This is a genomic window from Microcoleus sp. T2B6 (assembly GCF_036700475.1).
In the GTDB taxonomy this organism is placed as follows: domain Bacteria; phylum Cyanobacteriota; class Cyanobacteriia; order Cyanobacteriales; family Microcoleaceae; genus Microcoleus.
The window spans coordinates 62,917-76,625 of the sequence record NZ_JAUBOZ010000016.1; the positions used below are offsets into that span (position 1 = coordinate 62,917).

Genomic DNA, 13,709 nt, shown 5'->3' on the forward strand with positions numbered 1-13,709 from the left:
TGCAAGCTTGATGACAGTATGACAGTAAAGGGCAAGCAATAGCAGGTTGTTGAGCGTACCGCATTTTGGCAAGCGTGATGGTTCAGAAAACGTTAAAACGACAAAAGTAGCTAGAAACCTAAACTTGATTTGGGTGACTAAGTAGACGGTATTTGACCACCGTAGCGAGAATTAAACTTTAGTAATAACTAAAGTTATTCTGTCAGCAGAATCTCAGTGGCTTTAGCCCGCTTGAGTGTCAAGCTTACCTTCTATTGTATGTTATGCAAGCTTTTTACTTGTTCTGCTTGCTTCAATAAATCTGCCTGGGAGTGGCGGCTTCATTACATTTCTTTACATCCTGTCCTATTTTGTCCGTATCCCGGCTTTACCCCTAAAGGGGATATTTAAGCCGGATTTGGTATAGCGGTTCTCAAAAAAGTGAGGTATGCCCTATGCCCACGGAGGCCTATGCCCTATGCCCATGAGTACCTCATATGAGAGCTCGAAAGGCTATATAATCGCGTGTTTTATTTCACGGCGAGCGCTGAAATATTTTTCAGAAAACTAATGCTAGGAGCAAAAAAGAATTCGCCTCCTTTCATCGTGACAAAATTATAAAAATCGAACGGTACTTTCTCGTCCTTCCCCCACTCTTTCGGCCACGCTTGCCCTTCAATTTGTTTTTTTCCTTGACCTGCAATGCCGTCCAAGCCTGTTGTATAGTTGACAAAATGCTGATTATTCGCCCAGTTTTTTTGCATAAACATAAACTGGTTGAAAATGTCGCGCTGAAAACATAGAAACAGCAATCCTACTTTTTCGCCTGACGCTGGCTGAACCTTCAACTCTTTTAAATGTTCCAGTTGATTTTCAAATCGCGAGAGTTTTGACAGGGAGTTATCCCGTGCATTCGGCATCTCGCCATAGCTAACTGCTCGACGAACAATTCGACGCTGGCGGTGTTCTTCTAAGGTTTGGTATTTGTCGTTTTTGTCGCCGCGCGGATTTGCTTTGCGGATGTGTGCGTGAAAGGGACATTTCATTCCGTCGCGATCGCTATCATAATTGAAATTATTAGGAACCGTATCGGAATTTTGTTCCGATGGAGAAAGCGTCACTGGGGTTCCGTCTCTGAACCGCCCTACAACTAAAGCGCCGGCCCTTTCTACATCTCGATCTGACAATCGCAGCTTTTTAGCCAGTTCTCTCTCTGCTTCTCTGAATCCTCGCACATCTTGTTCGAGCTTTCGGTAGACGCAATAGCTGCCAAAGCTATGCTCTCCCTCACCGAAAGGATCTTTTACAAGCACTAATTCTAAAGGTGCAGAAGCATCCCACAAATCAGTACCTTGTTCTTTGGCTAGCTCAATATCTTCTTTTAAAAATAGAGGCTGGCTGACACCATCTCTGAACCCAAAATGTTCAATAGTCTGCCCTTTTTTATTTTTGAGGACAATGCCTACTTCTGTATGAACAATCTCTGCGACGCGCCCAACTTCTTCTATGACTTGTTTTGCCTGTTTTTCCAGGTTGTCGCGATCGTTATCAGCCAGGAGAATGAAAGCATGAATTTCATTTTGGAAACTTTTTTCCCATTCTTCAACTGGAGGGTCGAACAAAATTGTCCTAAATTGCCGAAGTCCCACCTTAAAAGCCGGACTGGGAAATTCGCCGCTTCCCCCGGCATCTAACTCGAAGCCGAGCACTTTATAACCGTTATAAGATAGAAAAAAGTTGGCAACAAACAAACCTTCGACTTCTTGACAGTTGCTTCTCAACTTAGCACTATCGTCCAACTGTTTCTTAGCGGACATAACAAACTTTTCGGTAAAGTAGCCGATCCATTTTTTAACTGCGTCCGGGTCTGACTTGAATTTAATCAAAATATGGGTCGAATAGTCTCGTTCGTGACTTTTGAGGATATTTCCCTGCAAATCCTCTAACATATTTTGATACTGTGGATTGTTAGGATCGATATTGGTTTGGTTTAAGTCTATGGTCACAGCTTTTTTGCAGCACTCTATTTTTGAGGTTTTGGCTTTAGCCGTTTCTCAGTTTTGCAAACTGTAAGATAGTTAACAGCTTTGTTGCTTAGCGGAGCTTGGCTTTGATTTATCAAAATTACCAGGTTGTAAGTGTCCTGTCAAGCTATAAACTTTTGTAAAAAATACAACAATTTTCCCGTTTATCTTTAAAACCTTTTATTTGTATTTACAATTCTATGAATTGAAGCCCGCGTTGCGGTCTATGGAAAATATTTGTAAAGAAAAAATACTTGTATAAACTTTTAATAAAACCTCTTGACACAAATATTTTTCCTTAATAAATTTAGGACGACAAGCTTTTAGCGCAAAATAGTCTGTCTAACTATTTCGCAACACCAACACCTAAAGAGAGGTAAATTATGACTAAGAGTCTGTACCCGTCAGACCTACAGGCTGCGTGGGCCAAGGTCATAGCCTATGCTTGGAAAAATGGAGAGTTTTTGCGGCAATTGAGAAAATATCCAAAACAAACAATCAATAATGTAGTAAACTCTGGAAATCCTCAAAAACTGAGCGGAGCTTGTGCGACTATCATCGAGCATATAAATTCGCCAGACTCAGAAGAGGGTTTTCTCCCGCTTCCCAATCTACCGGAGGAGCTAGATACTTTAAGCGATGACCAACTCTATGGATATGCCAATCAAGGTGGATTATTTGGGCTTATGAGATTCACTTAAATCGGATATCTTGTAGCATTCTCGCTCCGCTCTATAGCCAGCCCGGAAATTTATTTCCGGATTCATAACGTGCAGTTGGCGTAAATTTATGTAAATTGTATCTTGACTTAAAGATATTTCCGTACTAGGCTGTCATCAGCCGATAGGTTTTATCGACAAGTGCTCTATTTGACCATTAGCTGAGAGGTAAATTATGGACAAACCCCTGTATCCTCCAGACTTAGCTGAAGCATGGAACCGTCTTTTTGGTCATGCTTGGCATAAGGATAATAAGGAATTTCTGCACCAACTGAGGAAAGATCCAAGGCAAACAATTGGTGATGTTGTAAACTCTGGTAAACCTGAAAGTATATTAGGGTCATGTGCGACGATTCTCGAATATGTAAATGACGACTACTGCGAGTATGGTTTCATATCGCTGCCGACTCTACCAGAGGGATTAGAAGGATTGAGCGAAGAACAACTCTATGCTTATGCCAATCAAAGCGAGTTGTACGGAATTATGAGACATACTTGAAAGGCCTAAAAATTTTGCACGACCTACGCATGAAAAGAGAAAAATAATGATAAACACTCCTTGTCCGCCAGAGTTGCGAGATGCCTGGGCACGGGTTTTTGCTCATGCTTGGAAACACGACAATAAAGACTTTCTGCGAAAACTGAACAAAGATCCGAGACAAACAATTAGTGAAATCGCCAACTCTCGCTCACCTGAAAAGCTAGCAGAAGCTTGCCAGACTATCCTCAAATATGTAGATGCCCCTGACTCGGAAGAGGGTTTTTTAGCCCTTCCTCCCCTGCCAGAAAGTTTAACAACGGGGGATTTAAGCGAGGAACAGCTATATGGCTATGCCAAGCAAGACGGATTGTACGGAATTCTCAGAGTATGTTGAAGATCGGATTTGGTATTTTAAAACGCTAATTCTCAAGACATATTTTTTGAATTAGCGATCGCGCGTAAAATTAGCCCTGACTTACTCCTACCAGATATGCCTTCTCCATAGGGGCGCATGGCTATGCGCCCCTAGAGCCTAAAGCACGAAAGAAGAGATAGTTTTTTGGCGGAAATAAAATATAAAAAATTTGCACTAATCTCTGACATGAGTTATTTAAACAATAGTTATTTAAACAATGATGCGTCTGCCGAGGTTTAAGCCCTGTTTTCGCTGCGAAATAGTCCCTTCTGAAGGCGTATTTTTACTTGCCGAAAAAGACCATTTTTTGTTACGGGGAGATGCCTACATTCAGCTTGCACCGCTTCTAGACGGTAAACACACCTTAGAAGAAATTATAGAGACTCTGCAAGATAGACTCTCTTTTGTCGAAATATTCTATCTGCTCGATCGCCTGCAAAGTCAAGGCTATATTACAGATGCCGCTCCCTCCGTGTCCGCCGAAAAAGCTGCTTTTTGGGAAATGCTAAAAGTCGATCCAGAAATAGCTGAAAAACGCCTCAAGGAAGCGATTGTTTCTGTAATTTCCTTGGGTGAAATCGACACCGAACCATTCAAAGAAATGATCGCATCTGTGGGAGTTAAACTCGGCGAAAATAGCGATCGCTCGGTGGTGCTAACCGACGATTACCTGCAAGAAGATTTAGAAGAAATTAATCAAAAAGCCTTGCAGAACGATCGCCCCTGGATGCTCGTCAAACCATTAGGAACAGAAATTTGGATCGGCCCGATTTTTATCCCCGGCAAAACTGGCTGCTGGGAATGCCTAGCGCACCGACTGCGATCGCACCGCAAAGTAGAAAATTACCTGCAAAACCAAAAAAACACCGCATCCTTCCCCACTTCTTTGTCTGTATTGCCATCAACCCTAGCTACAGCCTACGGCATCGCCGCCACCGAACTTGCTAAATGGATCGCCTGCGATCGCAGCGAATCTCTCGAAAGCAATATCATCACCTTAAACGCGCTTTCTCTAGAAAAACGCCATCACTTTCTCGTGCAGCGTCCCCATTGTCCGTGCTGCGGAAACCCCCAAGATTTCGCAGCCAAACAATCAGCACCCATCGCTCTTTCTAGTCGTAAGAAATCTTTTACTCGCGATGGCGGACACCGCTGCATCTCGCCACAACAAACCTTGAAAAACTTAGAGCATCACGTCAGCCCAATTACTGGCATTATCAGCATTCTTCAGCGAATTTCTACCTGGGAGGAAGAAAACGGACTGACAACTTCCTACCGTGCCGGTTACAGTTTAGTCGGCGCGATCGCAGACTTAAATGAATTGCAAGAAAGCCTGCGTAGCGAATCTTACGGTAAGGGAAAAAGCGACACTCAGGCAAAAGTCAGCGCCTTGAGCGAAGCAATCGAGCGCTACTCCATCGCATTTCAAGGAGATGAAGCCAGAATTAGAGGGAAGTTAAAAGACTTGGGGAGTGTCGCAATTCACCCAAATACTTGTATGCTTTTTAGCGAAAAGCAGTTTTCAAATCGCGAGCAATTGAATAGCGATCGCATCAGATTTAACTGGATTCCAGAACCATTCAACGAAGAGGTGGAAATCGAGTGGAGTCCAGCTTGGTCGTTAACTCACAACGCGCCTCGATACATCCCCACTGCCTACTGTTACAGCGGTTATTCCCAAAAATATCATGCCCCCTTTGCGGTTGCCAACTCCAATGGATGCGCCGCCGGAAACTACTTAGAAGAAGCAATCCTGCAAGGCTTCATGGAATTAGTAGAACGAGACAGTATTGCCCTGTGGTGGTATAACCGATTGAAAAAACCTGCAGCGGAGCTTTCCAGCTTTGACGAGCCGTATTTTCAGGAAATAGAGGCGCATTACAAAACGCTTCAGCGCGACCTCTGGGTACTCGACCTTACCAGCGATTTAAACATTCCCGTATTTGCCGCTATTTCGCGCCGCAATGACCGCGAGGAAGAGAATATTATTATGGGTTTCGGGGCACATTTTGACCCGCAAATAGCCCTGCTACGGGCCTTAACCGAACTGAATCAATCGCTGCCTGCTGCGTTTTTTGGTATACTCGATCCAAAGAGTGCCGATCGCGATCGCGACCGAGAAGCGATCGAATGGTGGAAGAGTGCAACAGTCGCTCAACACCCCTATTTGTTGCCAGACAAAACAGCCCCCTCAAAAACACCCGCAGACTATCTCAAACAGTGGAGCGACGATCTTTATACAGACGTAATGAACTGCGTAGAAATTGCCAGAGCGAACGGATTAGAAACAATTGTTTTAGACCAAAGCCGCCCTGATTTAGGCTTATCTGTTGTTAAAGTAATTGTACCCGGACTGCGGCATTTTTGGCCTAGATTGGGTGCAGGTCGGCTGTACGATGTACCCGTTAAAATGGGTTGGCTAGCTAAAGCTTTGACTGAGGAAAATTTGAATCCCCTCCCAGCTTTTTTCTGAGAGGTTTAGGCTTATGGTTAATGCAATTTTAAATCATTTGTGTAAAATTGTAGGGGCGACGCCCCTTGCCCCATAGGTGTCAACATTAAGGTTAAACCCGCAGTCCGACAGGGGTTAAAACCCCTGTCTCATAGCTAAAGTCCTCTAAAGAGGACTGAAGAAAACTCTCAAATTTATTAGTCCTCTTCAGAGGACTTAAGCTATTAGCCAGGGGTTAAAACCCCTGGCGGGCTTTCAGCTTAAGTTGACACCAATACACGGGGGGATTGCCCCTATAAATGTTTTCACATTTCAAAAATCTCAATAATCTATGTTGAAGCCCTATCAAATTATCGATGCAGATTGCCACGTTTTAGAGCCGATCGATCTGTGGAAAAATTACCTCGAACCAGCCTTTAAAAACCGGGCACCATCGCTCGATCTAAAAGTTGATGGTCAACCGATTTATCAGAAGATAACCCGCCAACACCAAGAGGAAGGGCTGAAAGTGGCAATCCGGGATTTCACCAGCTACGGAATCGATCGCTACGATCCCTATTCTCAGGTAAAGGCGATCGCGAAAATGGGAGCTGATATCGCATTTTTGTATCCCACAATGGGACTGTGGCTGCTTGCCGTCGATACAATGGATGCACAACTGGCAGGTGCATTTACCCGCGCCTACAACAATTGGCTGCGAGACTTTTGCAGCTATGACCCCCAGATTCTTAGAGGAGTCGGTGCGATTAATCTCCACGCTCCCGAAGAAATGGTGCCAGAACTGCGCCGCATTGCAGAATTTGGATGGAAAGCCGTGTTTTTGCGCCCCAACCCAGTCAAGGGACGGCTGCTTTCTGACCCCGCTTACGAGCCATTTTGGAGCGAATGCGAGCAGTTGGGGATTGCCGTCAGCCTCCACGAAGGCACTCATTCCCAACTCCCAACCACCGGATCGGATCGGTTTAACACCCGATTTGCCATGCACGCCTGTTCGCATCCAATGGAACAGATGATGGCGCTGTTGACCCTCATCGAAGGAGGAGTGTTGGAACGTCACCCCAAACTCAGGGTGGGCTTTCTGGAGTCTGGTTGCGGGTGGCTGCCCTACTGGTTGTGGCGGCTCGATCGCGAGTATTGCGACTTAGGCTGGGAAGTCAAAGATCATGTTAAAATGAAGCCCTCAGAATATTTTCGCCGTCAGTGCTTCATCTCCTTTGAACCTTCTGAGCCTTATTTAGCTGAGACAATTGACTACATCGGCACGGATAATCTGATCTTCGGTTCTGATTTCCCTCACATCGATCACCACCCAGACGTTATCGGGGAAGTTGTAGCGTTGAGCGATCGCATATCCGAAAAAACCGTAAAAAAAATCCTCTGGGACAACCCCTTTCGCTTTTACGGACTTGAGGGTGAAAATTTGTAGGGCCAAACCCCCCGTAGTTGCCCCAATGCCGAAAACGCCTATTTCCTCCGTTAGTCAAGCGGAGTCGGCACGGGGGTACAACCATACAAAATCCTCATTTTCCTGAGAATGAAACAGATGTCTCTATAGGGATAATGAAGTAAGGAACAAATCAATGACGCTCACAATTTCCGGCTACCAAATTACCCAAGAAATTTACGAAAGTGCCAACTCACTAATCTATCGCGGATGCAGCCCAACAGATAACCAGCCCGTTATCCTCAAAGTGCTCAAACAAGCCTATGCGCCGCCGGAAAAAATAGCCTGGTTCAAGCGGGAATATGAAATCCTCCAAAAATTGAATTTGGCGGGAGTCGTAAATCCCTTAAACCTGGAAAGCTACCAAAATCGCTGGGTAATCGTACTGGAAGATTTTGGCGGCGAATCCCTCCAGCAGTTAAGAAAGAGTCAGCCCTTCACGCTGAGCGAGTTTTTGTCTCTTGCCCTTCAGATTGCAGACATCCTTGCTCAAGTGCATCAGCAGCAAGTTATACACAAAGATATTAACCCTTCTAACATTGTCTTTAATCCCAAAACTGGACAATTAAAAATTATTGATTTTGGTATTTCTACAGTTCTCTCGCGAGAAAATCCCACGCTGCGAAACCCGAATGTTTTAGAAGGAACGCTCGCCTATATCTCGCCTGAACAAACAGGGCGAATGAACCGAGCGCTCGATTATCGTACAGATTTTTATTCGCTCGGAGCAACTTTCTACGAGTTGCTAACAGGGCAATTGCCTTTCCAGATTGACGATGCGATGGAGTTGGTGCATTCGCACATTGCTAAACACCCTACCCCACCTCACCAACTCAACGCAGATATTCCCCAGCCTCTGTCAGAAATTGTCATCAAGCTAATGGCTAAAAATGCCGAAGACCGCTATCAATCGGCCTATGGCGTTAAGGCAGATTTAGAGGAATGTTATAGGCAATGGGAGCGATCGCAGCGCATCGAGCCTTTCCCTCTAGGTCAGCAGGATTTTTCCAGCAAATTCCAAATTTCGCAAAGGTTGTACGGACGAGAGCGAGAAGTGGAAATGCTACTCGCCGCCTTCGATCGAGTCGCAGGCATACAAAAAAATGAAAATCCCCAATCGCAAATCCCCAATCGCAAATCCCCAATTGAAATGATGCTGGTAGCGGGATATTCTGGTATGGGCAAGTCGGCTTTGGTACAGGAAGTTTACAAGCCAATTACGCGGCAAAGCGGGTATTTTATCTCTGGAAAATTCGACCAATATCAGAAAGATATTCCCTATGCCTCGCTGGTACAAGCCTTTCGCTCTTTAGTGGCGCAATTGCTGACCGAAAGCGAATCTCAGATAGTAGCGTGGCGCGAAAAAATGTTAGCAGCTATTGGTGAGAACGGTCAGTTAATCGTTGCGGTTATTCCCGAATTGGAATTGATTATTGGCACTCAACCAGCAGTCCCCGAACTGGCTCCAGCAGAAGCCCAAAATCGCTTTAATTTAGTGTTTCAAAACTTCATTCGGGTGTTGGCTCGACCAGAACATCCAATGGTGATGTTTCTGGACGATTTGCAATGGAGTGATGGCGCTTCTTTAAAATTAATTCAGTGGCTGATGACAGGCTCAGAAAGTCAATATTTGTTTGTTATTGGCGCGTATCGAGATAACGAAGTGAGCGATGCTCATCCCCTAATGCTGACACTGGATGAGATTCGTCAAGCTGAGGGAATTGTTAGTCAAATAACCTTAAAACCATTGGAGTTATCTGATGTCAGTCAGTTGATTGCCGACTCTTTCAACTATGACTTAGCAACGGCTATGCCTTTGGCAGAATTGGTGCAGACCAAAACCAATGGCAATCCCTTCTTCATTAATGAGTTTTTGAAATCTCTGTACAGCGAAGGACTGCTGAAGTTTGATTTTCAGCTTGGGGGCTGGCAGTGGGACTTGCAGCAGATTCAAGCGCAGAACATCACCGATAATGTCGTAGAGTTGATGGCGGGCAAGGTGCAGAAGTTACCGCTTTCAACGCAGCAAGCTTTGAAGCTAGCTGCCTGTATTGGCAACCAGTTCGATCTCCAAACGTTGGCAATTGTCTCTGAAAAATCGCCGCGAGAAATAGCGATTGATTTGTGGGAAGCGATCGCAGAAGGTCTGATATTACCCATCAGCGATGCCTACAAGTTGATAGAACTTGACGTGCAGGGGTTAGCAGAAGAGATAGAAGTTGAGTATAAATTTGCCCACGATCGCATTCAGCAAGCCACCTATTCCCTCATTCCCGAAGCAGACAAAAAAGTTGTGCATTGGCAAGTGGGGCAACTGCTGCTACGGAATACACCGCCCCAGAAGCGAGAGCAAAAAATATTTGATATCGTCAACCAACTAAATCAAGGGGGCGATCGCATTTCCTGTCAAGCCGAGCAAGACGAGCTAGCTCAGCTTAACCTGACAGCCGGCAAAAAAGCCAAGGCATCAGCAGCCTATCAACCCGCCTTCAATTACTTGCAAGTTGGCTTGAGCTTATTAGAAGAAAATAGCTGGGAATGCCAGTATGAATTGATTCTAGCGCTGCACGTAGAAGCCGCAGAAGCAGCTTATCTCAGCGACAACTTCCAGCAGATGGAGCGATTAGCTTCTGTAGTGAAAAATCGCGCCAAAACTGTACTCGACAAAGTAAGAATCTACAGAGTAACCGTACTGGGTTATGCAAACCAGCATCAACTACCAGAAGCAATGCGTAGCGGACTCGAAATTTTAGCTCAGTTGGGGATCGCGCTACCGGAAAACCCAAGTTTAGCAGACATCGGACAAGCTATAGAAGAAACAAAAGCGGCTTGGCTAGGCAAGCAAATTGAGGATCTCATTGACCTGCCAGAGATGACCGCTCCTGAAAAGCGGGCAGCAATGGATATCCTGTTTGATGTCATACATCCAGCCTATGACGGGAACTCCGGACTCTTCACACTGTGTGCCCTGCAAATGGTCAATTTATCGGTCAAATATGGCAATACGCCTCTATCCGCTCAAGGTTATGGATCTTACGGAATAGTTCTGTGTGGTGTCGTCTTCGATATAGAGTCTGGCTATCAATTTGCGAAACTTGCATTGAAGTTGGTAGAGAAATTCAATAGCAAAAAAATCAAATCGGCGGTGATATTCTTAGTTTATTATTTTTCGGTAATTTGGAAAGAACACTTCAGAGAAATACTTAAACCTTTTTTAGAAGGATACCAAAGTGGCTTAGAAACTGGAGACTTGCTATTTGCTGCCTTTAATGCTTACGGCTATTCTTGTCATTTATACTGGATGGGCAAGGAACTGGTCGAGGTCGAACGGGAAATGGGCAAATACAGTCAGGCAATATCCAATATCAATCAGAATCTAATTCTGACTTATCTCAACAGATATTGGCAAGTCGTCTTAAATTTGAGTGGAAAATCAGAAAACACCTGTCGATTAATTGGCGAAAGTTATGACGAAGTAAAGATGTTGCCAAGGATGCAGGAAAACCAAGACAGATACGGAATTGGTGACTTGCATTTACACAAACTTATCCTCTGTTATTTATTTGGAAACTACGGCGAAGCCCTAGAAAATGCGGCCATTGCAGAAAATTATTTAGATGCTATGTTAGCTACGTCATCTGTCGCTATTTTCCATTTCTATCATTCTCTAGCACTGCTGGCAGTATTTGCTGATACTCCCGAGTCCGAAAAAGAGGATTTTCTGGAAAAGGTTGCTGCCAACCAGGAAAAAATGAAAATGTGGGCGAGTTACGCTCCTATGAATTACCTGCACAAATATTACCTCGTCGAAGGGGAACGCGCCAGAGTTCTGGGCAACTATAAAGATGCCAGAGAATATTATGACTCTGCTATCTCCTGCGCCCGCGAAAATGAATATCTCAACGAAGAAGCTCTCGCCTACGAACTCGCGGGACGATTTTACCTCTGGCGCAACCAAAGCCACGTTGCTGCTCACTATCTCCAAGATGCTCGCTACGCTTACCAGACTTGGGGTGCCCTTGCCAAAGTCAAAGACTTAGAAGCGCGATATCCTCAGTTTCTCACCTCAACAACTAGCTCTACGAAAGTCACCCAAACAACCATTTCCACTACAGGCAGCAGTTCCGGCGAAGGGCTAGATTTAGCCACAGTCGTGAAAGCTGCTCAAGCTATTGCCGGGGAAATTGTCTTAGATAAATTGCTCGCCAAATTGACGAACCTCGTCCTCGAAAATGCCGGGGCACAAAAAGGCTTCCTCATTCTCTCCGACAACGGAATTTTAAAAATTCAAGCACAAGGAGAAATTGAGCGCGAAGCCCAAGTGCTGCAATCTCTTCCAGTTTCTAGCAGCGAAAATCTCCCCTTGGCGATAATCAATTACGTCGCTCGCACTCAAGAAAATGTGGTTTTAAGCGAAGCCACGCGCGAAGGGATTTTTACCACAGATCCTTACATTATAGCCCACCAACCCAAATCAATCTTGTGTAGCGCCATCGTTAATCAAGGCAAACTCACCGCCATTCTTTACTTAGAAAATAACATCGCGAGCGGTGCTTTTACACCAGAACGCCTGGAAGTTGTGAAAATCATTTCTTCTCAAGCAGCTATCTCCCTTGAAAATGCCATTCTGTATCGCACTTTAGAACAAAAAGTCGATGAACGCACTGCCCAATTAGCATCAGCCAACCAAGAAATTACGGTGCTTAACGAGCGTCTGAAAGCTGACAATATCCGAATGAGTGCTGAGCTAGACGTAACGCGCCGACTGCAACAAATGATTTTGCCGAAAGAGAGCGAACTCAGTAATATTCCCGGACTTGATATTGCTGGTTTTATGGAACCCGCCGACGAAGTAGGTGGCGATTACTACGATGTACTACAATACGGCGATCGCATCAAAATTGGCATCGGCGACGTAACGGGACACGGACTAGAAAGCGGCGTTTTAATGATTATGGCGCAAACTGCCGTGCGAACGCTAATGGTGAACAATGAAACTGACCCCGTGCGATTTTTAAATGCCATCAATCGCACTCTTTATGACAATGTAAACCGCATGAATTGCGAGAAAAATCTCAGCCTTTGTTTGCTAGACTATGAGGAGGGGACTCTGCGCTTGAGCGGACAGCACGAAGAGGTGATTGTGGTGCGGTGTAGTGGCGAAGTGGAACGAATCGATACGATAGATTTAGGTTTCCCGATCGCTTTAGACTCAGAGATTGCCGATTTCATTCTATCAACTGAAGTCCACTTAAATCCGGGAGATGTGGTGGTGCTTTACACGGACGGAATTACAGAAGCGAGAAATGAACAAGGCTTGTTATACGGTATGGAACCACTGATAAAATCCATCTGCCGAAATCGCGATCGCACTGCTGAAGAAATCCGCCAAGCTGCGATTGATGACTTGCGCTATTACATCGGCGCACAAAAAGTGTTTGATGATATTACCTTAGTGATACTTAAGCAGAAGTAGCCTCGGCGGGGAGACTGGGCTGTTTCATTCTCGGCTCATTCATCAAGTCATGGAGGCAGCTATTCCTTACCGTACAGATTGGGTGATTGAAAATGCGAGCCAAGAAGGCCTAAAAATAGCGAAGCTGTCATCAACCGCAAAGTAGCACTTCAAACCTTTACCTGATAAGGCATTGCGATTAATGTTGCACTTTTTTACACATATCTCGGCTCAATACCCTATTCACATGACACAAGTGAATTGATACAATTTAACCAAATAAGTGCAACAATGTCAGAAAATTCAGGGATTTTTTATGAAGGTCAACTATAGCAATCCTAAATGATTCGTGTAATTCTTGTAGGGGCTCTCCCCACGCCCGGTTGCCCCGCCTTGACTGGGGTAGGCACGGGGAGTAGGGGTAGCACTACCCCTACATATTTTTACAAATGATTTAGGATTGCTATATCAAGAAAGAAGTGATGCAACAGTCAAGGAGTTGAAAATAATTTTGTCACAACAACGAACTGTAATTAATCGACAAAAAATCCACGCACTTTATTGCTTAAAAGCTGGCTATAGTCTAAGTCTGACAGATGTAGCTGAACGTTTAGGGGTACATAGAGTTACTGTACATATAGCCTTTCTCAGAAAGATGAGGTACTCATGGGCATAGGCCTCCGTGGCCTCCGTGGGCATAGGGCATACCTCACCACGCTTGAGAACCGCTATAGATGGTT

7 protein-coding genes are annotated in these 13,709 nt (G+C 44.9%); 6 read left to right on the top strand and 1 reads right to left on the bottom strand.

Features of this window, described 5'->3' with window-relative positions:
* Window positions 1–509 precede the first annotated feature (509 nt).
* Window positions 510–1,985, bottom strand: a complete 1,476-nt coding sequence (locus QUA00_RS09875; RefSeq protein ID WP_333409494.1) for a Dyp-type peroxidase — start codon at window positions 1,983–1,985, stop codon at window positions 510–512.
* Between the two features lie 401 nt (window positions 1,986–2,386).
* On the opposite strand from QUA00_RS09875, the gene QUA00_RS09880 reads away from it, so the two are divergent.
* The 6 genes from QUA00_RS09880 (at window position 2,387) to QUA00_RS09905 (ending at window position 12,990) form a co-directional block, all read left to right on the top strand.
* The gene (locus tag QUA00_RS09880) at window positions 2,387–2,704 is read left to right on the top strand and encodes a hypothetical protein (protein WP_333409495.1); all 318 of its coding nucleotides are present in this window, start codon (window positions 2,387–2,389) and stop codon (window positions 2,702–2,704) included.
* A 193-nt stretch (window positions 2,705–2,897) separates the two neighbouring features.
* Window positions 2,898–3,221, top strand: a complete 324-nt coding sequence (locus QUA00_RS09885; protein WP_333144323.1) for a hypothetical protein — start codon at window positions 2,898–2,900, stop codon at window positions 3,219–3,221.
* A 46-nt stretch (window positions 3,222–3,267) separates the two neighbouring features.
* Complete coding sequence (locus QUA00_RS09890) at window positions 3,268–3,597, top strand: hypothetical protein (protein WP_333144324.1); 330 nt, start codon at window positions 3,268–3,270, stop codon at window positions 3,595–3,597.
* Window positions 3,598–3,835: 238 nt separating this feature from the next.
* A complete protein-coding gene (locus QUA00_RS09895) occupies window positions 3,836–6,091 on the top strand; it encodes a TOMM precursor leader peptide-binding protein (protein ID WP_333409496.1) in 2,256 nt (751 codons plus the stop codon).
* Between the two features lie 310 nt (window positions 6,092–6,401).
* Window positions 6,402–7,496: an amidohydrolase family protein gene (locus QUA00_RS09900; protein WP_333409497.1), complete on the top strand. Its 1,095-nt coding sequence runs from the start codon at window positions 6,402–6,404 to the stop codon at window positions 7,494–7,496.
* A 154-nt stretch (window positions 7,497–7,650) separates the two neighbouring features.
* Window positions 7,651–12,990, top strand: coding sequence for an AAA family ATPase (locus QUA00_RS09905; RefSeq protein WP_333409498.1), 5,340 nt, complete (start codon window positions 7,651–7,653; stop codon window positions 12,988–12,990).
* The last annotated feature ends 719 nt before the right edge of the window (window positions 12,991–13,709 follow it).

What these genes read in the sequence shown, in the direction of transcription:
- QUA00_RS09885 (WP_333144323.1), top strand. Translation starts at nt 2,898, where the DNA reads ATGGACAAACCCCTGTATCCTCCAGACTTAGCTGAAGCATGGAACCGT.
- QUA00_RS09880 (WP_333409495.1), top strand. Translation starts at nt 2,387, where the DNA reads ATGACTAAGAGTCTGTACCCGTCAGACCTACAGGCTGCGTGGGCCAAG.
- QUA00_RS09905 (WP_333409498.1), top strand. Translation starts at nt 7,651, where the DNA reads ATGACGCTCACAATTTCCGGCTACCAAATTACCCAAGAAATTTACGAA.
- QUA00_RS09895 (WP_333409496.1), top strand. Translation starts at nt 3,836, where the DNA reads ATGATGCGTCTGCCGAGGTTTAAGCCCTGTTTTCGCTGCGAAATAGTC.
- QUA00_RS09900 (WP_333409497.1), top strand. Translation starts at nt 6,402, where the DNA reads ATGTTGAAGCCCTATCAAATTATCGATGCAGATTGCCACGTTTTAGAG.
- QUA00_RS09890 (WP_333144324.1), top strand. Translation starts at nt 3,268, where the DNA reads ATGATAAACACTCCTTGTCCGCCAGAGTTGCGAGATGCCTGGGCACGG.